Source organism: Paenibacillus sp. W2I17 (assembly GCF_030815985.1).
Classification (GTDB): Bacteria; Bacillota; Bacilli; order Paenibacillales; family Paenibacillaceae; genus Paenibacillus.
Genome location: NZ_JAUSXM010000001.1, coordinates 1,173,657 through 1,198,662 on the forward strand (window position 1 = coordinate 1,173,657; position 25,006 = coordinate 1,198,662).

The 25,006-nt window shown below is 44.3% G+C and carries 17 protein-coding genes; 5 read left to right on the forward strand and 12 right to left on the reverse strand.

Annotation, left to right across the window (positions count from 1 at the left end; all coding sequences use genetic code 11):
* Nucleotides 1-87 precede the first annotated feature (87 nt).
* From QF041_RS05135 to pdxS, 7 genes are all read right to left on the reverse strand, one after another.
* Nucleotides 88-1,224: an alpha/beta hydrolase gene (locus QF041_RS05135; protein ID WP_307412609.1), complete on the reverse strand. Its 1,137-nt coding sequence runs from the start codon at nt 1,222-1,224 to the stop codon at nt 88-90.
* Nucleotides 1,221-1,880, reverse strand: coding sequence for a TetR/AcrR family transcriptional regulator (locus QF041_RS05140; protein ID WP_307412611.1), 660 nt, complete (start codon nt 1,878-1,880; stop codon nt 1,221-1,223). The genes QF041_RS05135 and QF041_RS05140 overlap by 4 nt, the downstream gene beginning before the upstream one ends.
* A 210-nt stretch (nt 1,881-2,090) precedes the next feature.
* Nucleotides 2,091-3,173, reverse strand: a complete 1,083-nt coding sequence (locus QF041_RS05145; protein WP_307412613.1) for an ABC transporter substrate-binding protein — start codon at nt 3,171-3,173, stop codon at nt 2,091-2,093.
* Between the two features lie 190 nt (nt 3,174-3,363).
* Nucleotides 3,364-5,637 (reverse strand): beta-glucosidase, encoded by a 2,274-nt coding sequence (locus QF041_RS05150; protein ID WP_307412616.1) that lies wholly within the window; start codon nt 5,635-5,637, stop codon nt 3,364-3,366.
* Between the two features lie 19 nt (nt 5,638-5,656).
* Nucleotides 5,657-6,889 (reverse strand): PTS sugar transporter subunit IIC, encoded by a 1,233-nt coding sequence (locus QF041_RS05155; RefSeq protein ID WP_307412618.1) that lies wholly within the window; start codon nt 6,887-6,889, stop codon nt 5,657-5,659.
* A gap of 203 nt (nt 6,890-7,092) precedes the next feature.
* Nucleotides 7,093-9,606 carry a GH39 family glycosyl hydrolase gene (locus QF041_RS05160; RefSeq protein ID WP_307412620.1) on the reverse strand — a complete coding sequence of 838 codons (2,514 nt, stop codon included), beginning with the start codon at nt 9,604-9,606 and terminating at the stop codon, nt 7,093-7,095.
* Nucleotides 9,607-9,759: 153 nt separating this feature from the next.
* Nucleotides 9,760-10,644, reverse strand: coding sequence for a pyridoxal 5'-phosphate synthase lyase subunit PdxS (gene pdxS / locus QF041_RS05165; protein ID WP_200869424.1), 885 nt, complete (start codon nt 10,642-10,644; stop codon nt 9,760-9,762).
* 147 nt (nt 10,645-10,791) lie between these two features.
* Between pdxS and pdxR the strand changes: the two genes are divergently transcribed.
* The 3 genes from pdxR (at nt 10,792) to QF041_RS05180 (ending at nt 15,038) form a co-directional block, all read left to right on the forward strand.
* Complete coding sequence (gene pdxR, locus QF041_RS05170) at nt 10,792-12,282, forward strand: MocR-like pyridoxine biosynthesis transcription factor PdxR (RefSeq protein ID WP_307412622.1); 1,491 nt, start codon at nt 10,792-10,794, stop codon at nt 12,280-12,282.
* Nucleotides 12,283-12,341: 59 nt separating this feature from the next.
* Nucleotides 12,342-14,363 (forward strand): ATP-dependent DNA helicase, encoded by a 2,022-nt coding sequence (locus QF041_RS05175; protein ID WP_307412624.1) that lies wholly within the window; start codon nt 12,342-12,344, stop codon nt 14,361-14,363.
* Nucleotides 14,364-14,510: 147 nt separating this feature from the next.
* The gene (locus QF041_RS05180) at nt 14,511-15,038 is read left to right on the forward strand and encodes a DinB family protein (protein ID WP_237175301.1); all 528 of its coding nucleotides are present in this window, start codon (nt 14,511-14,513) and stop codon (nt 15,036-15,038) included.
* A gap of 78 nt (nt 15,039-15,116) precedes the next feature.
* Here the strand turns inward: QF041_RS05180 and QF041_RS05185 are convergent, their stop codons facing one another.
* From QF041_RS05185 to QF041_RS05205, 5 genes are all read right to left on the reverse strand, one after another.
* The gene (locus QF041_RS05185) at nt 15,117-16,058 is read right to left on the reverse strand and encodes a family 43 glycosylhydrolase (protein WP_307412626.1); all 942 of its coding nucleotides are present in this window, start codon (nt 16,056-16,058) and stop codon (nt 15,117-15,119) included.
* Between the two features lie 30 nt (nt 16,059-16,088).
* Nucleotides 16,089-17,807: a discoidin domain-containing protein gene (locus QF041_RS05190; protein ID WP_307412628.1), complete on the reverse strand. Its 1,719-nt coding sequence runs from the start codon at nt 17,805-17,807 to the stop codon at nt 16,089-16,091.
* A gap of 71 nt (nt 17,808-17,878) precedes the next feature.
* Nucleotides 17,879-19,564, reverse strand: coding sequence for a type 2 periplasmic-binding domain-containing protein (locus tag QF041_RS05195; protein ID WP_307412630.1), 1,686 nt, complete (start codon nt 19,562-19,564; stop codon nt 17,879-17,881).
* 245 nt (nt 19,565-19,809) lie between these two features.
* A complete protein-coding gene (locus QF041_RS05200) occupies nt 19,810-20,679 on the reverse strand; it encodes a carbohydrate ABC transporter permease (RefSeq protein WP_047843039.1) in 870 nt (289 codons plus the stop codon).
* 18 nt (nt 20,680-20,697) lie between these two features.
* Nucleotides 20,698-21,582 (reverse strand): ABC transporter permease, encoded by an 885-nt coding sequence (locus QF041_RS05205; RefSeq protein ID WP_026081071.1) that lies wholly within the window; start codon nt 21,580-21,582, stop codon nt 20,698-20,700.
* Between the two features lie 318 nt (nt 21,583-21,900).
* Here QF041_RS05205 and QF041_RS05210 point away from each other — a divergent pair, with 318 nt between their 5' ends.
* Entirely contained in the window at nt 21,901-23,610 is a 1,710-nt protein-coding gene (locus QF041_RS05210; protein ID WP_307412632.1) for a sensor histidine kinase, read from the forward strand.
* Complete coding sequence (locus QF041_RS05215; RefSeq protein ID WP_307412634.1) at nt 23,610-24,959, forward strand: response regulator transcription factor; 1,350 nt, start codon at nt 23,610-23,612, stop codon at nt 24,957-24,959. Before QF041_RS05210 ends, QF041_RS05215 begins: the two co-directional genes overlap by 1 nt.
* Nucleotides 24,960-25,006: the final 47 nt, after the last annotated feature.

The following is a 25,006-nucleotide window of genomic DNA, read 5'->3' on the forward strand; positions in this document are numbered from 1 at the left end:
AGCCGATTACCGCGTAATAGGGGTTATCGGCTCTGCGTCTGTACGGCTAGCTCTTTGACATCATTAATCAGCAATCTCTCGGTTATGTCACTTGTTGCTGGTCTTCTTGATCAATTCCACACCATCGTATGCCAGGCTTTCCACAGTTGCTGCCTTCTGCAGTATGTAATGATCAAAAAAGTTCTTCGCATAGTCTGTAACAATATTTCGCATCTCCATAGCATCCCGTTCACCTCTGAGTTCCTCATTAACACTGGTAAACACGATGTCACAGTAATCCAAATGTGCAACACGATCAACTGAGTAATAATAGGTTTCCATGCTATTGTTAGCGCCAATAATCGCATTCATATTATAGTTAGGTTCACAAAACAGTAGCAAGAAGGGTTTCTTAAGATCGCTGTCAAGAAGTCCAAACGCACCGCTATCCAAGCCAATCCCGCAGGCGAACCGGTCGTCATCCCGGCAAACCATCGCCGTCGTAGGCCCTCCATAAGAATGTCCGACTATACCCATGCCGATGTCAAGCAGCAATCTGCCCTCAAAGATGGAATCCAGCTCTCCAGAGTCCAGTTTGTAAAGATAATCGGCTACATACCTTACATCTTCTGCCTGTGATTCACTATACTCTGTTATCTTGGAAAGTATCGGTAGTGCAAGCACCTTACGGCACATCTCAATGGCAGTTTCATCGTCAGGCCGCATCTCCATCTTACCAGCCAACGCCAGCATCTCCGGATTTTCACCAAAGGCTGTAATGACATCCGAAAAATCCTTGGATACATTAAACAGGCGCCCATCTTTACGTTTATACATCGTGCTATTCTGATGGCCGATGCTTACCACAACATACCCCATGCTTGCCAAGTCTGTACAGAATACTGTACCCCATTCTGGAGAACCGCCTCCACCGCACACATAGAATAACACTGGATAGCGCTTTTCCTTCACGGAAAGAGCAAGGTCGTCGTAACACTGGGTCTTGATATCTATAGAGAAAACATTTTTCAACGCAGTGACAAGTGGCTGCTCATTAAACATCTCGTAGACTTCAGGAAACATGTACTTGGATGTAGTCTTACCTTCGCTACTGTCGGACGGATAGTACACAAAAGCGGTCAGTTCTCTTTTGGAGTCATCTGATGCCGTGTACTCAAAATCTATCTGGGTTCGACCGACAGTATAGCCGCCAATTGGTTCTGGAAATACGTCATAGGTTTTCATTTTCTTTCCCCCTTGAGATCGCTAACCATTTCAGAATATTTATGATCTTCAAGCAGCCCATGGCCCATAAATTCAGCAAAGTATTTGCTGATCTTATGTTGCAGCTTAGAGTCCTTAATATCGAATTCCCTAAAAAACAAGATTAAATTAAGCTGCATTGACTCAAACATAAAAGAAATCAGGTCGTCGTCAACATCCGGTCGGAGATATCCATCAACCCTCATTCGGCGTAAAATGTCCTTGATCATGGGGAATGACTCGCCCTTTAACACATTCACATATACTTTCAGCAAAATGTCCTCAGGAATATATGAAAATGTTTTAGTGAGTTTTATTTCCAACTCATTTAGTGGCTCGGTCACCATACCATTAACGTTACCAAATAAACCAGTAAGGAAATAGCTGTAAAGGGAATCTTCATTACTGTTATTAAAATATGCAGCTCTTTTCTGAGTCACATTACGTATTAAGTGACAATAAAGGTCATCTTTGTCTTCAAAATACCGATAAAATGTTCCGGGGTGCATGGACAAACTATCCAAAACCATCTTCATAGTTATATCCTCGTAAAGATTATCAACAAAAAGATGCATAGCGCTATTAGATATTTCCTCGCGCCTTGCTTCGTCTAAACGAAAGAAAGTATTTTTTGGCATAGACTACTCCTTAATGTATAGTGTGAACTGATTCACACTATACCGATAATATATTCACAAGTCAAGTCGTATTAAAATAGAGTGTTCACTCCATTCTCGCTATCATTCAGGCTGACCGGGAACAGCTTGAAACAGAATTTGGTCCTGATAACAAAAAAAGCCGCTAAAATAGCGACTTTTAATGGTACTATGTTTTTGTTCTTGGCTTCATTACAACCCGAGATCATCAGCGAGTCCTTCAACACCTGTGAAGATGGAATCCCCGTAACCCCAGAAGTTGTTGAAATCAATAATGTAGATTTTTTTATTTTTAACTGCGTTAATGTTTTGTACCTGCTTGTTGGCAAGCAGCTTTTCAATCGTCTGTTCAGGATCAATACCACCTGCATACCTCGAAATAATCATCGCATCCGGATTAATCTCGATTAGCTTCTCCAGACTGAGTGTGCCGGTTTCATTAATCAGCATATTATGCATATTGATTAATGACATTGCACTTTCAATAAACGTATCACCATTTCCGTTGTAAATGCCAATGGTTCCATCTCCATTATCCGAAAAAGATGCATAGTTGATGGTTTCAGCGCTAGCTCGGGCCGACAAAGCATTCTCGCGTGCTTTAAGCGTCTCAATATATGCCGCTGCATTCGCTTGTACGTTGAATATTTCACCTAATTCAGTAATATCCTGATACAGACTATCTAACGATGCATCAGGAACACTGGTGCTTTGTACGTACGTTTTAATCCCCATATCATTCAAGCTGCTTACTGTACCAACACCCCAATCCGCATCCTCAAACAATCCACCACGCCCTACAACCAAGTCAGGCGAAGCGCCTATTGTCACTTCCTTACCTACATAACCTTCAGCCAGCACAGGAATTTGTTTAAACTCATCAGCAATATCGTCAGGTACACTACCAAACAACGCAGCTACACCTACAAGTTTGTCTGTCAAACCAAGACGAATCATCAGCTCTGCTGCACCTTGGGTATTGGCAACTACTCGTTCAGGTGCCTTGTCAAACGTTTGATCCTTCTTCACCCATGTGCCGTTCTGTGTTGTATAATTTGAAACGGTTACCGGGTAAGTTGTTTCAGCAGGTGCTGAAGCGTCTGCGTCGGTTTGTTCCCCATTTGTTGCATCATTCGTGGCGTTGCTCTCCGCAGCTTGCTGTGAGCTTCCATTTGCATCTTCGCTGCCACCATTGTTGCTTGAACACGCTGCGAGCACCAGAATCATTGCAGTAATCAAACAAAGAAACATCCCTTTTTTAACGGATACCAACATGTAAATAATCTCTCCCTTTTCAATTCTCTCTTGTCTTTTAGACCCATATGTAAAATAACTATTGTCAGTATACAGTAAATGTCGAAGTGTGTAAATGAGAACAATAATCAATATCATTCGTCTGATGAATTAAAAGAGACCAAGTTCATCTCCTTTGTACGGGATTGAACTTGGTTCATCTTTTACTTAACTATTTATTACGTGCCTGGTTAACCTTGGCGATAAGTTCATTAATAATTTCATCAGGTGACCGCTCATTCATCCATTGTTGACCGAACATTTGGAATACTTTGATCATCGGGAAATCTGCCCAGAATCCTACAAACTCCTCGTTAAGATATACCTTGTCCGTAACGTGCTCGTTCATTTCATTCAGGCAATGCTCCAATTCCTTTTTCGCTGCAGGATCACTCATCCACTCACTGAGCAGACTGAATTTGTGGAACGTGATTTCTTCCTTACCAAAGTCACAATGCAGACGTTCCGTAATTCGGAGATCTTTGGACGAGCTGCCAAGTGAAATTTGGAAAAACCCGGTCTCTGCCACCCAACGGTTATACTTGGTGTTGTAATATGAGAAATCTCTCTCTTCCAGTTCAAAAGTTATCTTGCGTTTTTCACCCGACTCCAGTTCAACTTTGGCAAAAGCTTTCAATTCTTTCTCTGGACGGGTCCATGTGCACTCTTCATCGTGAACATACAGTTGAACTACTTCTTTCCCCTTGCGCATTCCGGTATTTTTCAATTGGAAGGACACAGTAACACCGGTATGGGTCTGAGCCACTTCCAGATCCGTATACAAAAACGATGTGTAAGACAATCCGTGTCCAAACGGGAATTGAGGTGCCAGTTCTTTCCGGTCATAATATCGATAACCCACGAACAGGCCTTCGCGATAATACAGCTTGCCGTTCTCCCCGCGAATTCGCATATGTGAAGGGTTGTCCGACAGTTTGACGGGAAATGTCTCAGACAGCTTGCCCGATGGATTCGTCTGTCCGAATAATACATCTGCAATCACTTTACCCATACCTTGACCGGACAACCAAGAATGAATCACACCAGGTACATGCTGTACCCATGGACGCATCGCCAGTGCGGAACCGCTGCTCGTCACGACAATGCACTTAGGCTGAACCGCGGCTACCGCGAGAATCAATTTCACTTGATGCTCCGGAAGGTCAATGCCTTGCAAATCATGCATCTCCGATTCCGCATATTCCGGTTGGCCCACAAACAGTACAGCAACATCGGAATTCATGGCTAATGACACGCTTTCCTTAATTAGCTCATCATTGATGGAGTCATCCTCCGGGTACCCTTCTGCATAATTCATTGTAATGGCATCGCCAGCTAGATTCTTTATCTCGTCCCATGGAATATCGACTCTTGTAGGCGTTACCTTCGCACTGCCCGCTCCCTGAATTCTCGGTTTTTTGGCAAACCGTCCGATCACGGCAATCGACGAAATGGACTCCTGCCCTAGTGGGAGAATCGCGTTCTCATTTTTCAGAAGCACAATACTCTCGGCCGCCGCTTTACGTGCGAGTGCATGATAGTCCGAATCTGGAGAAGAATTCATATCTTTCTTGCCCGTTACCCGCTCAACCAGCTTCAAAATACGACCCACGCTTTGATCCAACTGTTCTTCGGATAGGCTTCCGTTCTGAACCGCTTCAATGATCGCTTTGGCATTGTAATGGGCGGGACCCGGCATCTCCAGATCAAGCCCGGCCTTCAGTCCGCGTATACGATCATTAACAGCTGTCCAGTCGGATAGGACAACACCTTCATAACCCCACTCTTCTCTCAAAATGTCATGCAGCAAATGTTCGTTCTCGCTCGTATATGTTCCATTCAATAAATTATAGGAACACATGACCGTCCAAGGGTCGGATTTCTTAATAATTCGTTCAAAGGCACTCAGGTAAATTTCGCGAAGCGTCCGCTCGTCGATTTCCGAACTGGTCACCATTTTCTCGAACTCCTGGTTGTTGCCCGCAAAGTGTTTGACAGAAGCGCCCACTCCTTCGCTTTGAATCCCGTTTATAAACGCCGCTCCAAGTTCCCCCGTCAAGTATGGGTCTTCCGAGTAGTATTCGAAGTTTCTTCCACCAAGCGGCGTTCTTTTCATATTTACACCAGGTCCAAGCAGCAGCTCAACGTCCATGGTTTTCGATTCACGTCCCAGTGCCACACCGACTTCATACAACAATTCCGTATTCCACGAAGAACCGATGGCTGAACCCGTAGGGTAACAGGTTGCGGGTACATTTTCCGTTGTAATCCCCATTTCTTCATCGCTGTTTGTTTTACGGATGCCGTTTGTCCCATCGTACATATGAACTGGCGGAATGTTTAACCGCTCGATTCCTTTTGTCATCCACATATTCAATCCTGCGGAGAGTGAAGCTTTCTCGGCCAGAGTCAATTCCGACAACAATTCATTGATTGATTTATCCATAGTACTCACCCTTCTAATATCAATTTTGTTCCTGTTCTTTCTTCAGTTCCTGTGCATCATACAGTTTGAAAAACGGAAACCAGACAATAAATACAATCACCAGGACGACCGCCAGCAAGATAAGCCCATTGAGTCCGGACATAATGTAGGTGGACAGGCCGATCGGCGTGTACCATAGCTGGAAGATCTGGCTCGGAATCCGCACCCAACCCCAGTCGAGAGCCAAGTACACAATCACCGGCGTGATAAGTGAGTTAATCCACATCGGCACCATGAGTAATGGATTAAAGGCAATCGGTGCTCCGTACACGACGGGTTCATTGATGTTGAACAAGGATGGGATAATAGTCGCCTTGCCGACAGATTTCAGTTTTTTCGAACGTGCCATCAGGAACCAAACAACTAACGGCAAGGTCGCTCCCATTCCTCCAATACCCAGCCATCCGGAGAAAAAGGTTTCAAACGTGTTGATATTGACGGGATCTTGTCCCGCTGCCACAAGAGCTGCATTTTCTTCGATTGCAGGTATCCAGATCGCGTACCAGATCGGTGTCATGACCCACGGGCTTACGCCGAAAGAATACAGTACAACGCCAATGAAATTGAACAATAAAAATCCGGTTAAACTTTGGCCTACAGCATTGATCGGCTCAAATACGTTCACGATCAGTCCAAAAATATCAAAATGAAGCTGATATACAAGCACCCATCCTGTTGCTAATACCAGGGCGATCGGGACGAGAAAATCGAACCAGTCCATAATGAATTCGGGAAGTGAAGACCCCTTTTTGAAGAACGAAAATTTGTTGCACATGATCATTACAAGAGCGACAAATACACCTACCAGGAGAGCTGTAATCATACCCGAGGGTCCAAATCGTTCAAGGATGAACTGAATGGTACCATCTTCGTTTACCGTCGGGTTAAGCAGCATAACGAACAGAGATATCCCCGTCATTCCCGCCAGCAACTTGATTTTATGTCGTTCTCTTTTTTCCATCACGACATAAGGCGTCAGAAAAGCAATAAACAACCCAAGCAAACCGAAACTGAATGTCGTGATAGGTGTCAGGTCCGGCATGCCCGGAATGAAATCCTGCAAAATCGAAATCAATGTAATAATCGAACCGATGAAAATCATCGGAATGGCGACCATGATGGCTTCTTGAATCGAAGAAACCCAAATATTGTTCGTAAACGCCTCCAATCTTGGCGCAAACGAATCTGTCATCCATTTCATGAAACGCTTCATCCAAAACTCCCCCTGTCTTCCTCTATGCTGCCACAACCATAGTATATCGATTTGTGTTAACGCTTTCTTGTTGGAACTTGCCGCATCATGGTTCGTTTTTTGCCCAATCCATCGCTATAGTTCTAGCTTGCCAGCCTGAACAAGAAATAAACAACAAAAAACATCCCTTCAAACTGAAAGGATGTCTTAAAAGCACTTTTTTTTTAATATTGTCTATCCAAAATGAGCAGCATTACCCCATGCGGTGGAAGCAAAATCTCTCTGCGCCAACTTTCATCTCTTACCATCTCTGTCCCCATCACGGGTCCACTCCTGCCGTTTAGATAGGCGATTTCTTCTTCCGTCAATGAATAGGGCGATCCCATGCGGGTCCACTCATCAAATACCGATCCATGCTCCCGATCCAGTTGATAACTGGTGCATTTATAAGGTCCCTCGAGATTGCTCAGGGTAAGTTCATAAGCTTTGCTGCCTTTTTCTTCAAAGACGTCATAGCGGGTTGAGCTGGATAATTCCGACCAATCTCCACTTGCAAACAGCCGGTCTACGTGAACATAGTGATAGAACAAAAATTGCATGCTTCCATCCCTTTTTCGGGTTCCGACATAACCGTCTCCCTTGACCATTAGCTCATCCCCAAGCTTTTGCATAAGCTCAAATGCATAATAGCTGGGTTTCTTCAGCCCATCGCGGTTAATCAGGCCAAAACCTCCGTAGAAAGGAGAAGCGGGAACGATACTTTCTTCGAATACATCGGTAAAGGACCAGAATGCCATCGCTTTCACGTCACCGAGCGTGTTCATGGTGTGGTAAATCACAAACGGAGCCATGAACATAGTATCGTGAAGCAAGTTCCGGTCATACAGCGAAAAGTTCCACTCGGTGACATGAAGTTCAACATGACCGTACGATGACGTATTCATTTTTTGCCGCATAAGCTCAATACTCTCTTTATAAAAAGCAGGGGGCATGATTTGGGTTAAACGATCCTCTTCAACTTTTAGCTTGGGATACTCCGAATAGATGTGAAACGAGAAAAAGTCGAGAGCCACTTCCCGCTTGCGGCAATAGGACAAAAATTCCTCAGCCCAGGTATCGTTCCAGAGAGAACCGTAACCCATAGCTGGCCCCCCCACCTTCAGTTCCGGCAAAATCGATTTGATGGCATGAACGGTCGATTCGTAAAACGCAAAGTATTCTTCCTTGCTTCCTGCCCAACAAACACCCGCCAGGTCAGGCTCGTTCCATACTTCGAAATACCACTGCCTCACTTCTTCCGCTCCATAACGATTCAAACAATGGCGAACAAATTCACCAACAAGCGCCTGCCACTTGGCAGGGTCGGATGGCGGGCTAATATTCCCCCTCCACCAAAACAGCGTTTCTTTGGATCTCGCCAACTGGCTCGGCATAAAGCTTAATTCCACAAATGGCCGAACGCCCTGATCCAGCAGGAAATCATACAAATTGTCCACATAAGACCAGTTATAGAGGGGGATGCCCTGCTCGTTCTCGCTGTACACCATCATCTCGTCATTAAAGATGCCGTGAAATCGAATATATTGAAAAGGTACTTTTCCTTTCAGCGCGGAGAGCTGCTTACGCCAATCTTCACGCAAACCTTCAATGGCTCTACCTGCCGTCATGGTCATATTCCAGTGCTTTTCATAGACAGACGACGTCTGATCCGCACGAATCTCAATATAAGTTTGGTCTGACAGATGTACAGACGGTACAGGAAGCGTGTCCTGATCGGCGTCAACCTTCACATCCAGATATCGATACAGTAAACCAATCGCATTCAACGTTTCCATCTCGTAATAATCTCCGCTTGAAGACTCCTCATACGTTTTGGGTTTGCGGTTCACATTCAACTGATGGAGTTCCGGTGTACGAGAAGCTTCCCGATAGGAACCGGGCGTACAGCCGTACTTTTCCTTGAAGTATTTGTTAAACAGCTTCACATTGGCAAATCCGCAATCCAGCGCGATCTCCGAAATATTTTTATCGTTTGCTGCTAGCTGAGCCTGAGCCTTTTCCAAGCGAATGAGCGTCAAATACTTTTGAAAAGGTATCCCGATTTTGTCGGTGAAGAAATGGGAGAAATAATGCAAACTTAAATGTTCGGAATGCGCCATATCCTGCAGTGTAATCTTCTCATTGTAGTGTAAATCAATATATGTGAGGACCCTGTTCAGTCTTTTATAATCATAATCCCTGCTACCGTCTTCCAATGCGGAATTCGTTCCACTGGAAAAATACCTCTGCAGGCATCCGCATAACATCTGTAATCTGCCCATTGTGAAATTTTGATAACCCGGCGTTTTTTTGTTGATCTCCCATACCATTTGCGCAAGATATTGTTTAATACTTTGCAGGCGAGGAGCTTTTTGTTCCACGTTCATAGCAGAGTTACAGGAGATAAACGCATTATTGTTCATTAACTCGGGACCGAACTGCAATGTTAATAACACATTGTCCTGATTGGTTCGTTCGATCTTGTGGACGGACATACTGTTAACCACAATCACATCATCTTCATGCAGTGTATATTGCTGCTGGTCCAGATACATGATGATTGAACCGTGGAGAACATATACAACTTCCACTTCCTTGTGCCAATGAAAATCAATATGTTTTACGGAGTTCACGAAGAGTTTCATAGGCAGATCGTCCTGATGTTGAATAAACTCATATAGATAGCGAATTGTCTGCACCTTCCTTCATACCGATTATTATAGGCACAGCATTTTGAAGATATCAACAAACTACACATTAAGAACAAAAAAGCCGATCAATTAAGGTTCAATTGATCGGCTCTTCTCTATATAAATGTTCAAACTACCTATTCAACTAGATGCCCTGTTATCTTACCAACCGCGGTTGGACATGCGCTCTTCTGGAGCCAATTTAGAAATTTCGATCCCTTTCATAGGGGCGCCCAAGTTTTTGGATACTTCGGCAATCAGTTTGTAATCCGTGTAATGTGTTGTAGCTTCAACGATTGCACGAGCGAATTTCTCAGGGCTATCGGATTTGAAGATACCTGATCCTACAAACACACCGTCTGCTCCCAGGTGCATCATTAATGCTGCGTCCGCCGGAGTAGCTACACCGCCTGCTGCAAAGTTAACGACAGGAAGTTTTCCATTTTCATGAACTTCGCGCAGCAACTCATAAGCTACACCTAGATTTTTGGCTTCAGCGTACAGCTCGTCTTTGGACATGTTTTGCACTTTACGGAGCTGGCTGTTAATCAGCCGCATATGACGAACTGCCTCAACAATGTTGCCCGTTCCAGGCTCACCTTTTGTACGAATCATCGATGCACCCTCACCAATACGGCGAAGAGCTTCTCCCAAATCTTTGGCTCCACATACAAATGGTACAGTAAACTCATGTTTATCGATATGGAACACTTCGTCTGCAGGTGTAAGAACTTCACTTTCATCGAGATAGTCCACACCTAGGGATTCAAGCACTTTGGCTTCTATGTAATGACCGATACGTGCTTTGGCCATAACTGGGATAGATACAACCTTCATAACCTCTTCAACGATGGTTGGATCTGCCATACGAGCTACACCGCCGGCTGCGCGAATATCGGAAGGTACCCGTTCAAGAGCCATGACAGCTGTTGCCCCTGCCGCCTCAGCAATTTTAGCTTGCTCTGCATTCATAACGTCCATGATGACGCCACCTTTTTGCATCTCAGCCATTCCTCTTTTTACACGATCTGTACCTGTTTGCATGATTGTAGTCCTCCTAAGTAACTTTTGGGTGGTTTTCAATAAAGGCATCGCTCTAATCTATGATTTAGTATAGAATGAGAATGGTCATATAAAAAGATCCAATATTTTTGGTTTTTATTGTACCACTTCAATGATAACTCTGGAGGTCCTATGCAATTTCATGTAGCTTACAGTTCATATTTGAACCGAAAATATACGAAGATGAAGGCTCTCTATCATGCCATTCGTGATGCAATTCATGAAGGTAATCTTATACATGGCGAGAAGTTACCCTCTACTCGAGAGTTAGCTGCGACGTATCACATTTCCAGAGGAACCGTGAATCAGGTCTATGATACGTTGACTGCTCAAGGTTACATTCATTCAGAGCATGGAAGAGGAACCTTTGTTGCTTATCAGTTGGACTTAAGCAATGATGCGTCCACCGTCAAAGCTTGTACGCATCACTTATCCGCCTGGGGAAATCGTATTCAGCAGTTTGAACAGCAGACGACTCAAAGAAATGCACCAGCCAATGCTCATACACATGATTCCAGAATGTATAGCGACGAAGTGATCGACTTTAGCAAATATCAACCTGACTTCTCCAAGTTTCCTTACGATGAATGGAATAATCGATTGTATGCAGAGATAAGGCAGCGTGAGCATCACCTGAAAACAACCTCTGCCATGGTTAGTTCAACCGGGGATCCAAAATTGAGAGAAGCCATTGCTGCCTATCTTCGGAGGATTCGGGGCATTCAAGTCGATCCGGATCATATTGCAGTAACTGCAGGCTCCATGCAAGCTATAGCTCTACTCACTCAATTACTTGCAGATCCTGGGGATTATGTAGTGACAGAAAGTCCCTGTTATGTCGGGATTTCTAAAGCCATATTGGCTGCGGGTGCAAAGTTGATTGAAGCCAATCTCGATGGTCAGGGAGTTGTGCCCCAGGACTGGGAAGCACGTATGTTGTTTGTCACGCCGTCACGACAATTTCCTACTGGTGAAATGCTCAGTCTGGAACGCAGACAAACCTTGCTGGACTGGGCACAGCGAAATGATGCCATGATTGTTGAGGATGATTATGATAGTGAATTCCGATATCGAGGAATGCATGTTGAACCACTGAAAACACTCGATAAAGCAGGACGCGTAATCTACCTGGGTAGCTTTACAAAAACCTTGCCTTTAGAAGTACGACTTGGTTATGTGGTTCTTCCCTCTACGTTGGCTGACACCTTTAGAAAGGCACAGGCATTATACGAGCCAAGACCCGTCAACCTGATCGAACAACGGGCATTAGCTGCATTCATGACAAGCGGTCAATATGAGCGTCATCTGCGCAGAATGAATCGATTATACAGTCGCAAATTCCATCTGTTACTCAAACTTTTGAACAAACACCTCTCTACATGGTTTGATTGGGTGGAGAATGAAGCGGGTCTACACGTGTTTGGTTGGTGGCGAGGTAATGTGACCACTTATGAGGCCTTTCGGGAATCAGCTAGGTCACAAGGTGTGGTATACTCAGAAGTCAGCAGTTCAACGTCTGTTGGTACGAAGTATGGTATCTATTTGTCTTTTGCACATTTGTCAGATGAACAATTACAGGAAGGCGTATCCAGATTAAAAAATGCCGTTACAACTGCATTGTGAGGTAAATCGTCTCCAAAGTGAGTACAAGAAGATCATCATTCGGAAGAGGGGCGATCGTTATGAATTGGTTAAATGAACTTTATAAAATAAAAAAGCAGGAACCGGACAAGGAAATCGAACGTTCTTTGGTTAACGCCATCTTCCGAATTTATGACCGGTTCCCCCGAATCGGCCTTAGAGAACGGATCGGACAGCAAGAAATGTCTCTCGATATCGCCGATGCTTATATCCATGGACATAACGCCATGATTGAAGCTGGTGTCGGAATCGGTAAGTCTTTTGCGTACCTGATTCCAAGTCTGCTCACGAATCAAATGTCTCAGAAACCAGTCATTATAGCTACATCCTCCATTCAGCTTTCGGAACAGATACATAAAGATTTAAGGATCATTGGTAGTCGGTTGGGATTCTCAACGGTTCGCTCCGTGGTGGGGAAAGGCATGGGTCAGTACGCCTGTCGAAGTAGAGCAGCGGAATGGATCAGTCTTGATGATGCAAACTCCTCCGTATCTACCCTTGCACAGCGCATATTAGATTATGAAATTGATGAAAGAGCCGATATTAAAGCTGGAGTTAGTGATGCCGAATGGTCCCACGTTTCCGTGAATGATTGCAAATTTGAACGTTGTCATCACAAAAATGCATGTTTGTTTTACGATATGAGAGCGAAATTGAATGCAAAGGCTCACGAGATTGATTTTATTATCGTGAACCAGGACTTGCTCATACGGGATTTGATGAAGAAAAAAGAAGGAGCCAAGAGCATCATCTCGGAACAGCCTGCTCTGATCGTCATTGATGAAGCGCATAATCTGGAAGCAAAAGTCCGGGATGCCAGAACACTTGAGTTCACTTATCGGGGAATCTGCCGCAATGTGGATACCACTGTACAGCTTCTCACGAAGCAGTCCGGGGATAAAAGTCTCTTCTCACAATCCAAGTTCATCAAAAACTGCGCTGAGCGCATCTTCAAACAGGTAAACGCGGATTTGCTCGACTATGCCAAGCAGGATAACGACCGAATTAAAGTGTCGGAGATCAAAGGAATACCGTTAAATCAGGTCTCGAACGATTTAAAAGATCTCAGTCTACGCCTTTCCATTTTGACCTCACGCCACGAACGGGAGATAGATGACGCTTTTGAAGCCATCAACGGGCTTATTACTCTCATTAGTGTCTTATCTGAAATTGAGGACAATTATCTTTTATGGGCAAGCAGTCCTCTTAGAGTAACCACAATCAGCATCTGTCCCAAAGATATAAGCCAAGTTCTGAAATACGCTTTATTTAATGGCAAGGTACCTGTAATCCTAACATCAGCAACGCTGTGCCAAGGCGGGGATACGCTGGAGGAACAATATTCTTATATGACGGACTCCCTCGGTTATAAGGGAGATTTCCTAGAGCGCCAACCCTCCCCTTTTGACTACACCAACCATGCCATGATGTATATTTCGAACAAAGTTCCCTATTACCACCACGATCAGCGCGAAAACTATCTTAAAGCAGCTTACAACGAAGTGGTTCAACTCTGTAATCTAACTCAGGGAAGAACAATCATCCTTTTTTCAGCAAAAGAGGACATGAAGTACATTCACAAAAAGTTGATCTCAAGGGCTAATGAATACACTTGGGCAGTCCATGTTCAGAAAGAGGGTTCATCACAGGACAGTGTCATCGCCGAATTCAGGAAAAGCAAAGGTGTACTGCTGGGTACCGGTGTATTCTGGGAAGGTGTGAATATCGAGGGGTCTGACCTGTCACAGGTCATTATTTTCCGGCTGCCCTTCCCTGTTCCATCGGATCCTGTTTATGAATATAAGTCATCTGTAACGGAGAATCCGTTCATGGAGGTGTTTGTACCGGACATGCTTCTTCGGTTGCGGCAAGGAACGGGACGCTTGATTCGTAGTGAAACGGACCTTGGCATACTCAGCATACTTGACTCCCGTCTCAGCGAAGCGGCTAAAAAGAGTTACCGGGAACAGGTGCTGGACACGTTGCCGTTCAAAAAAGTGACGGAGGATTTTGCGGTTTTGGAGAAATTTGTGCAAAATAAAAGGATACAACGTACGGATTAGAAGTGGTACACCCAAACGCTATAAGACTGTTCCAATTACATGAAGCAGCCCTTCCACCTATCAAGCGGAAGGGCCAATTTCGATGCTGGAAGTAAGATTTATGCTACAATATATTCCAGATCTACGAATCCCAAAGGAGGCATTACCATGGTTGAAAGACCAAATACAGATGAATATGCAGCTTATTATGAAGGGTATATCCGGCTTGTTCCTGAAGGAAACATCATTGAAATGTTGGAGCAGCAGGCCCACATCGTACAAAATTTGCTTTCTTCATTAACAGAAGAGCAAGCAAATTATCGTTACGCCGAAGGCAAATGGAGTGTGAAAGAGGTCATCGGACACCTTTTGGATAATGAACGCATCATGAGCAGCCGATTGCTTCGCATCGCCAGAGGTGACCAAGCGAATCATCCCGGCTACGATCAGGACGTGCTTATGCAGACCCACCCTTTCGATTCGTATACCCTGGCCGATTTGAGCGAAGAATATGCCATCACACGCCGCTCAACCATTCTTATGATTCGTCGCCTTACGCCGGAAGCTTGGCTCTGTAGAGGGATCGTCAGTGATAATCCTGCTTCAGCTCGATCGATTGCATTTGTTATGGCTGGGCATGAGCTCCACCACTTATCAGTACTTCGTGATCGCTATTCGTTAGATTTGAAATTATAAAATTCATTCAAAAAGACTTTGAACCTACATTCTCAGTAGGATCAAAGTCTTTTCTCATCAGTCGTTTTATCGTTCAAATTATCGTTCAAAATGAATCAGATGTGCGTCCTCTCGCAAAGATAATGTGGAATAATCATTTAGAATCGGAATGTCCCCATTGAACTCAATGGGCAGGACCACATAACTGGACTGAAAATAATCCGATCCGTTCCAGCGATCCGAAAAGTATAGGTACTCCTCTTCTGACCGCTTCAGCACAAATGCTGGTTGCGTTCGGTAAGTCGTTTCATCGCCAAAATCGCTGAGCATCCCCCATGGACCATCCATCGTATCAGCCATCGCGTATTTCCCTTGATTGGGAGCCCAACCCGTGCAAAATGAGGTCACCATATAATACTTCCCTTTTCGTTTGAAGACAGCTGGTGCCTCCCGATATTCCCCTTGCCACAGCTTTCCGACAAGACTTTCGACATTAAGGTAATCCTCCTGCAGACGATAGATGTGCAGGTCCGCATTGTCTCTGGCAGCCGAAATAAAATATGCCTTCCCGTCATCGTCCTGAAAGAGAGTGCAGTCACGCGACATGTACCCGTACGGATTAAAGCTGCCATGATACACGAAATGACTATCTGGAGAATCCGATGTGGCAATGGCGCATGCGGCATCGTTGTAATTGTTACCATTCTCATAGTGAGCCCAGAGTACAAACTTTTTTGTCACCGCGTTGAACAGAACTTTAGGCCGTTCGAGATTTACCTTTCCGCCTTTGTCATTCACTAATGCCAGATTCGTCCGAACTCGAATGGGGGCAGCTGGCGTAGATGTCCTCAGGATATGATTCCGAAACTCCCAGTTGAATAGATCTTTGGAACGGTAACAACTCACATAAATATCGTCTCTCCGATCTTCGCCATACCAGTAATAATAGTCATCATGGAATAACATATGTCCACCATGAGCATGGATTGGATTACCGCTTGAATCATTCCAGATGCCACCATTGGTTAATTGATTATTCACACCGTTACCTCTCTTCTTTTAGGAACATCGTTAATTGGTCTCCGATCCAAATACCTTCACTTCCCAAAGTCTTGGCGTGTACCAATTGTTGGGGTTGTTATGAAGTGCCGCATTTTGCATATTAATTCGTACATACCTGGCAGCAGTGCTCGATAGCGTATCTGATGTGAAACCGTAAGATGTATTATTGGTTCGATCCAATGCCACGGTCCAGTTTACATTATCCGTACTGGTCTCTATTTTATATTTGTAATAACCTTCGGAGCCTTTTTGCATCCACCAGGAGATTTGCACATTATTTAACTGTTGAACGGAGCCGAGATCGACCTTCCACCAATGTGGCCAAGAACTGCCTGTGCCGACCCATTCAGTTTGATAGTTACCATCATTAGCATAACTTGCCGGGTTTGTTCCAGTAGCCGTTTGGGCTGTTGCAGGTTTACCTTGCGACAGCAGTTTTCCATTCTGAACGGGAACGACAACATCATCGCTTGTGTTGTACAGGACTTGATCAAAATAATCATAAAATGCGTAACCATCAGAGAACCAAACGGGAAGCAGTCGTTCCTCCGTTGTTCCATTTTGCGTGCCTGCCCAGCCGAACATCCAACGATATGCAACCATAACCACGTTGTTGCCCGTATCTGGCTTCACCCGCATGACGGAACCCGACTGCGCCGAGAAGGTTGACGTGTTACCAATCGTCCGTAATTCAGACCAATCTCCGTCTATGCTTGTTGCTGATGAATACAGGGGGATACTCGGATACCAACCTGCCGCTTGGGAAGAGAACAAATAATAAATGCCATCTTTTTTGATCATCTTGGGCAGTTCCCTGTGTTGATTTTGATAGATAACTGAAACTTGATGATCCACATCCAGCCAATCGGAGGTCAACTTATATAGGATGGTGTCCGAATTATTATTGGCCGTAGAGATTAGATACGCCGAATCATCATCATCTTTGAAAATGGAGATATCCCGGGATTGGTTCCCTTCCGGCCGAAAGCTTTTGTGAAATGTAAAGTCTTCTCCAGGCGTGGCTGAAGCCACCGATACTCTGGCAAGCGTGTAGTCTGTACTGTTTTCATAGTGAGCCCAAAAAACAAACTTGTTCGTTGGCGCATGGTAGAGGATATTGATCCCCTCAAATTTTGAATTCGCCAGATCGGGATGATCCGTGTAGGACAGGACCACTTTGTCGTTACCGTATGTGATGTCATCCGTTGATGTCTGTTGAATCATTTCGCCAAAACCGCCTGATGACTTTTGCACGAAATTAAATCTGTAGTAGGTGTCTCCAACTTTAAGTTCATTCGGGAGCATAAGCGTTGATTGCGTTGTGTTATCAAAAGTTGTGAGGTCCTCTGGAAGGCTGTAAGGGGTATATTCTGGCGAGACAGCGGAGGTTAACAAGGAAGTTCCGCCATATGCCTTCACTTGATACTTGTATGTGTTGCCTATATTGAGTTCATAATCATCCGTCGTTGTACCTGTTAAGGTCTGTAATAACGTATAAGGCGCATTGTTCTCTGATCTGTATAACTCGTATGCAGTCGCTCCCTGGACAGGTGCCCAATGAATTTTGGCATTGGATACTTCGGATTCATTCTTCAGGACAAACAGTGTTGCGGCGATCTTGGTCTCTTCACCAGCAGCAGCGTGAACGGTTTGAGCTGAGGATGTTAAATGCACTGTTAACAACATCAATGCAATGACGATAGCCATCCACGATTTACCTTTGATCATGTCTCATCATCTCCTTTTTTAGAAGAACAACCTTCCTGTTGCCGGAAGGCTGGTTCAGGTGAAACTAGACTTTATTTCAAATTCATCAGTGTCATTACATCCGTCTCACTGGCTTGGTTGTACCATTCGTTAACTTCTTCGATCACGGTGTCTCCGCCTTTTTCATGCCACTGTTTCACAAAGGTATCAAATGCTTCAAGCGGCTCATTGCCATATATGATTTTGGTGAACGTCTCCTGTTCCATAGTGGTCAACTGTTCCCACACATTTTGCATCGTTGGCGTTGGTGGACCGTTAAACTCATTTGGCAGTAAAACATCTCTGTTTTCATACGAAATCCGGTATCCGTCCTGCGTCGTTTGATCCTTCGAGGCGCTCTGAATGAGGACACCCGTGTCGGCTTTAACTCCATTCGCCAGATCGTAGTAGGATTGGCCGGGACCATCAACACTCGGTGTATTTTTGGTGAATGCCATTTTCCCAACGCCCTGCACAGCCTCTAATGGCGTATTAAATTTTGTTGGATCAAAAGTGACTTCATCGTTAACGATATCGTAATCGTATCCTTGAGCGTAGCCGTATTTGAACTCTCCCGTGCTGAACGCTGCGTCGTACATTTTATCGTAGTACAGGAAGAAGGCTTCCATGTTCTGAAAATCCTTGTTAAACATGAACACACCATCGTTCAACTGGGCGGATTGGTAGGTCTTATCACCGTTCACACCTTGAATGGTCGGATAAGCACTAATTTTTGCACCATCCACATTTTTCTCTACGTCCTTCACACTGTCGTACAGCCAAGGACGACCAATGATGATACCAGCTTTCCCCTCCGTAAAATCAGACAGTGCATCCCAGGCCCCTTGGGTGGCCAGTTCTTTGTTCAAGTACCCTTTTGCATACCAATCACGTAACTTGGCCAGTGCCTCTTTGTTGCCAGGAGCCACAGATCCATAGGTGAGTTTGCCGTTGTCGTTATGCCATTGTCTTGGAAGATGTTTGCCCGTGTATGCGCTGAATATCATGACCGGATCGCTGACCCAGCCCGTATTGTAGGAATCTTTACCTGAAAAAGTAAAGCCGTATGTGTCTTTCTTCCCGTTCCCATCTGGGTCCTCATTAGTGAACGCCGCGATGACTTGTTCAAACTCATCAATCGTTGTTGGCGCTTCCAAATTCAATCTGTCCAACCAGTCCTGGCGGATCAACATGACTTCGCCTTCCGTCAGATTCGGCGCAATCGCCATCCCGTAGACCTTGCCCTCCCTAACCACTGGATTGAAGGTGGTCGGGTATTGTTTGTATATTTCTTTTATCCGGTCAGGCATGTAGGTTGAGATGTCTTCCGTAATCTCCTTGACCTGCCCCGACTCGATCAGATCATTGACCAGCATGGTATCATAGACGGGCAGAACGTCTGGCAGCTTCTCTGAACCTGTCAGTGCCAGTCTCAGCTTGGTATTATATTGTGAAGCATCACCTCCCAGCAGGGTGGTTTGGATTTTGATACCCAGGTTTTGTTCGCCCCAGCGGGTCAATACATTGTCATTCAACGTCTCACCGTTGATGTACTTTCCAGCATTTTCATCCTGTTGTTTGGCGATGGTGATCGTAAACGGTGGATCATATTTTCCGTCCTTAAGCACTGATGCCGGTGCGGTCTCGGAAGCACTCTCTCCTTTGCTGCAGCCAGCCACAAGAATAGCCGACAGCATAACCATACTTACCATTTTCCATAAATCAGTTCTTTTCTTCATGGAAACATGCCCCCTTCACTCATACTTAATTTGTTTTCTATATAAGTTCATATTTACACTGGCACTCCGATGACAGAACAACCTTCCGATCGCTGTTATTCCCAGAATTTTTGATTCACTTTTACAAAGGTGAAATTCTGGTAATAAACGCGAACACTCCGCTTCTTCAGGCTTGTTCTGTCCTCTCCGTTATCGTGTAAATTTTAGTTAAACTTATATAACGATCCAATTTTTCGTCATCCTAACTATTCTTTGACGGCTCCTAGTACAATTCCCTTCACGAAATAACGTTGTAAAAAAGGATAGACCAAAATGATCGGTAGCGTGCTGACAAAAATTTGGGCTGCTTTGATGCTTTGCTCCGACATGGCTGCCACTTCAGACTGGCTCATCGCCATATTCTGCATATTGCTCTGCACAACAACGGTCTGTAGGAATGAAGCCAGCGGATACTTACTTGCATCGGACATGTACAAAATCCCGTCAAACCAGGAGTTCCAGTGCCCTACCATAATGAACAAGGATACTGTCGCTATGCCAGGCAGAGATAATGGTAAATATATTTTGCTAAGAATTACGAAAAAGGACGCTCCGTCAATGAAAGCTGCTTCTTCCAGGGCTTTGGGAATCGTTTTGAAAAAATTGACGAGAAGAATCAAATTATAAGCACCGAAAGCTCCCGGTAACACAAGAGCCCAGATGGTATCCTTTAAACCAAGGGCTGTGATCAATATGTAAGAAGGTATCAATCCCCCCGAGAAGAGCATGGTAAAGATAAAAAACCACATGAGCACGTTGCGTCCCCTGAATTCCTTGGACAGGGCATATCCTGCACAGGTAAGAATAAACATACTGATCGTCGTACCCAATACGGTTCGAGTGATGGATGTCAGCATGGCACCGTTGAAATTAGAATTGTTGAACGTTTTGATATAGGCATCCACATTGAACCCGACCGGCCAAAATGAAACCATATTACCGCTAATGGCCGCTTTACTGCTTAGCGATTGTGCCAACAAATGAAGCAGTGGAAGAAAACACGCCAGACCCGCCAGTATCATGAACGCGTAATTAAAATAGGAGAATACTCTATAACCTGTCGTCTTATGGTACATGATCCCTCTCCCTCCTTGTTAGAATATTTTGTAATTGGCATACTTATAGGCCAGCCTGTAAGAGACAACGATCAAGATCAAGCTAATCCCCGATTTGAACAGTCCTACAGCTGTCCCGAAGCCGTATTGCCCGTTTAACAAGGATGAACGGTAAACATAGGTGTCAATAATATCTCCCGTACTGTAGACAAGCGGATTGTACAGATTGAAGACCTGATCAAAACCCGCGTCCAGAATATTTCCCAGACTCAATGTAGAAATGACGATGATCATGGGCAACATGCTAGGCAAAGTGACGTATCGAATTTGCTGCCGGCGTGTGGCACCATCGATCTCGGCCGCTTCGTAATAAGATGGATTAATTCCCGCAATGGTCGCCAGATAAACAATCATGCCAAAGCCAAAGCTCTTCCATACATCGCTGATCACAACTGTGAATCGAAACAGATCAGGATCACCCAAGAAGTAAATGGGATCGTTCCCGAAAATCTGGGTCAAGATGTGATTGATCCCTCCGTCTAGCCCCAGAATGTCGATCATCAACCCCGCGACCGTTACCCAGGACAAGAAATGCGGCAGATACACCAGTGTCTGAACACTTTTCTTAATGCCCATATTTCGGATCTCACTCAGCAGAATAGCCATGACGATTGGAACGATAATACCAACGATAATTTTAGAAACGGCGATAATTAACGTATTAACGATCGCTTGTGTGGCTTCTTTGTACTGGAAAATTCGTTCGAAATTATCTAACCCGATCCACCGTGAACCTGTGATGCCCAGCCATGGTTTGTAGTCCTGAAATGCCATGAGTAAACCTACCATCGGGCCATAAGAAAAGATGCAGACAAACACAAATGCGGGAATACAAAGTACGTACAAAGGCCAGCTTTTCTTAATTTCCTTTTTGAATGAAGTCCGCTGGGAAAGCTTTGTTTTTGTTTTTTTAGCGGATCTGACGGGCACAATCTCGTTAATGTTGCATACCTCCTCTATGATGGTTCTTCGAAAGAGATCCTTGCAGTTAAGCTTAACAAAAGCGCTTTCACTCCAAAATGCCAAAATTTCAAGATCATCACCTCATCCTGAATCAATTTTAAAACGCTTTCATTTATAGCAGATGCTGCCCTTCCGCTTTTCGAAGGTTTGGCTTATATTAAAGTTAATCCGATAGGGAGTTTAAAACTTCTGCGTTTGGCGATATGAAAGGAAACACATATGATCAGAAAAATGTATATGAAGCGATTTATCTATTTCTTTGTTTTTTTTCTGCTGCTGACGTTAAGTTTGTTTTTCGTGATGAATCGATTGAGCTCCAAGACACTTGAAGAAAATCTGATTGGCGCTTCCAAAAACCAGCTTGATTATGTGAAAGGCATTCTGGACGGGATTATATACGAGGCTAACATGTACGGAGTTCAGTATGCAGCTGACAGTGATGTCCGATTTTATCAGAGGCATGTTATCGAGCTGAGCAATTACGATTCCCAAATGAAGAAAAACGAAATCGTTGATCGCTTGCGGCAAACGCTCCTCTCCAGTCGATCGATTGAATCGATCGGCATTTACTGGAAGTCTGAAGAAACGTTTCTGTCCACCAACAGTACGCCGGAGGCGAGACTTCCGTTCAAGGATGTTCATCAACGGGGATGGCAAATCGTCGGCAATAGCTTGTATTACTTTGCCCTCTACCCTTACATCCAAAAATCCGGACAAAATGAACCGACTCAGTACGTCGTTGGTGTAAAGCTGAATACCGATTATTTGAAAAATCTGCTGAAAAAGGCTGTGAACAACGACAGCTCAAACGCTTTTTTTTGGTTTAATTCCCATCAGTTATGGAGTGAGAAAGAAGTCGACAACGATCTATTGAAAGCGGTTACTGAAATGCTTTCTCCACAGCCGGAGATCACTTTGAAATATGATTATCACACTAATTCAGATGACTATTATGTTCTTTCCCGATATATTGAATCAATCGACGCCTACCTGATTACATATACACAGACGAATGATTTTCTGCAACCGATTGACCGCAACCGTAAAGTTTTTTTTGCCAGTATTTTAGCCGTTTTCACACTTGGTCTGGTTGTGATCTTTACGTTTTACCGGAACTATTACCGTAATATTCGTTTGTTAGAGCGGAAGTTTTCACAGGTCGAACAAGGCAATCACAATACACGTATAACCGAAAATACGGATAGAGAGTTTTACAGCCTGTTCAGAAGTTTTAATCATATGGTTACCGAGATCCAGGATCTGTTTGTATCCTTGAAGACTGAAACGGAACTAAGACGAAGTGCCGAACTTCAACAACTCCAGGCTCAGATCAATCCTCATTTTTTGTACAACAGTTTGTTTTTTATCATGTCGGTGGCTCAATTTTCACCTGATTCTGTCATGCGCATGAGCAAACATCTGGCTGAATATTATCGTTATTTAACCAAGTTGGACCGGCATGAAGTCACGCTGGAAAGCGAGCTTCAGTTTGCGGAACATTTCCTGATTATTATGGCTCTTAGCAAAAAAATGGAGTACAGCATTGATCTGCCGCCAGAACTGTCCTCCCTTCCCCTCATGCCGCTGATCATCCAGCCAGTGGTTGAAAATGCGATTCAACATGGAATTGAAGGACAACAAGGGGCCCATCGGGTTACGATTGATGTAAAACAGACGGAAGCTGCAATAACGATCAAGGTCTCCGATGACGGCAAAGGTCTTTCACTGGATGATATACGCAGCCTGGAGGCTCGGCTTGAGAGTGATACCCCGCCTGAAGGAATTAAAGGCGTAGGGCTCTGGAATGTAAATCAACGTCTGAAAAATACGTACGGCGAACGTAGCGGGTTACATTTTACTACTAATGATTGGGGCGGTTTGTCCGTCCTGCTGCTCATCAGCATTCCCGAGGTGAAAGGAGATAACTAATGCGATTATTAATTGTGGATGACGGACATTATGTCGTTGAATATATGAAGCACTTACTCGATTGGAACACCTTTGGCATTGATCAGATCGAGACGATGACTAATTCGATTGAAGCCCGAGATATGTTGACTCAAAACCACATCGATATTCTGATCACTGACATCCGAATGCCTGAGGTGTCTGGTATTGATCTGCTTCAACATATCCACCAACATAACTTGCCAACCAAAGTGATCATCCTTTCCGGCTACTCCGAGTTCGAATATGCGCAACAAGGAATCCGTTTAGGTGCGCTCGACTACTTGCTCAAACCTGTCGACAAAGATGATGTGGAGAAAGCCATGTCCAAAGCCATCAATAATATTACAAAGACACGGCCTGCTCAATCTGTTGCATGGGAGAACTTCGATGGACTGGGGTATCTGCTTTCCCTTCTTGGTCATAACGAGACATTAAGGAAGCAATATGATGCTTATACTGAATTTTTAGGGCGTCGTCGTATGTGCTATTTCAGGCTGGACTATTTCACAAAGGAACATGAGGATGTTATAAAACATGCTGTCGGAGACAAACTGGATCGTCTCGTTTGGAATGCGGGAACGGGACTGTTCGGTCTTGTTCCGGAAGAAGCTGCTGCAGAACTGACCATCAAACTGGAGCAATCGGTCGTGTCTCCTCCCTTTTCATTGACTGATCGAAACGTGACCCGACAGATGTTCTACAGGTTCTTTCATAATGAGGACGTACACTCAGAAGACTTCAATGGCATATTCAACCATTCTCCGTCATGCGGTGATTGGGAGTCGGCGGGAAATATCGTTAAGAAATATGATCAAATCCGTCTCCAAAAGCAAAAAATAATCTTTCTCATGGAGACCATTCTATATGTATATCTGGCGGACAAGGATCGGGATGACTCTGAAACCGTGGATTGGATATTCAACCAGTTGCGGCATCCTGATGAACTATCCTCAACTCTCATGGATCGGGTCAGTCGGATCAGAAACAACAAACAGATGTCCATTCAAACCATCGTTGACAAAGTACAAACGTATATCGAAGACCATCTGTCACATGGCCTTAGCCTGGATGAACTGGGGAAAGTTGCACATCTTCATCCCGTTTACTTTTCCAAACTATTTAAACAAGAAACGGGCGAAAATGTGTCAAACTACATTTCCAGGAAAAGGTTAGAGAAAGCTTCTCAATTGCTTCAAGATTCGGAACTCCGTGTAGCCGATATAGCACAGATGGTTGGTTACCGAAAAAATCAATATTTTATCCAGTTGTTCAAAGTGGAATATGGAGTTACTCCCTACCAGTACCGGAGAAATATGATCCATCAATGACTTCGGTTGAATATATTACATAAATGATATGTCCAATGCGGTACCGA

Coding starts and splice junctions, on each gene's coding strand:
- QF041_RS05135 (WP_307412609.1), bottom strand. CDS start 1,224: ATGAAAACCTATGACGTATTTCCAGAACCAATTGGCGGCTATACTGTC.
- QF041_RS05140 (WP_307412611.1), bottom strand. CDS start 1,880: ATGCCAAAAAATACTTTCTTTCGTTTAGACGAAGCAAGGCGCGAGGAA.
- QF041_RS05145 (WP_307412613.1), bottom strand. CDS start 3,173: ATGTTGGTATCCGTTAAAAAAGGGATGTTTCTTTGTTTGATTACTGCA.
- QF041_RS05150 (WP_307412616.1), bottom strand. CDS start 5,637: ATGGATAAATCAATCAATGAATTGTTGTCGGAATTGACTCTGGCCGAG.
- QF041_RS05155 (WP_307412618.1), bottom strand. CDS start 6,889: ATGAAGCGTTTCATGAAATGGATGACAGATTCGTTTGCGCCAAGATTG.
- pdxR (WP_307412622.1), top strand. CDS start 10,792: ATGCAATTTCATGTAGCTTACAGTTCATATTTGAACCGAAAATATACG.
- QF041_RS05175 (WP_307412624.1), top strand. CDS start 12,342: ATGAATTGGTTAAATGAACTTTATAAAATAAAAAAGCAGGAACCGGAC.
- QF041_RS05180 (WP_237175301.1), top strand. CDS start 14,511: ATGGTTGAAAGACCAAATACAGATGAATATGCAGCTTATTATGAAGGG.
- QF041_RS05190 (WP_307412628.1), bottom strand. CDS start 17,807: ATGATCAAAGGTAAATCGTGGATGGCTATCGTCATTGCATTGATGTTG.
- QF041_RS05195 (WP_307412630.1), bottom strand. CDS start 19,564: ATGAAGAAAAGAACTGATTTATGGAAAATGGTAAGTATGGTTATGCTG.
- QF041_RS05200 (WP_047843039.1), bottom strand. CDS start 20,679: ATGTACCATAAGACGACAGGTTATAGAGTATTCTCCTATTTTAATTAC.
- QF041_RS05210 (WP_307412632.1), top strand. CDS start 21,901: ATGATCAGAAAAATGTATATGAAGCGATTTATCTATTTCTTTGTTTTT.
- QF041_RS05215 (WP_307412634.1), top strand. CDS start 23,610: ATGCGATTATTAATTGTGGATGACGGACATTATGTCGTTGAATATATG.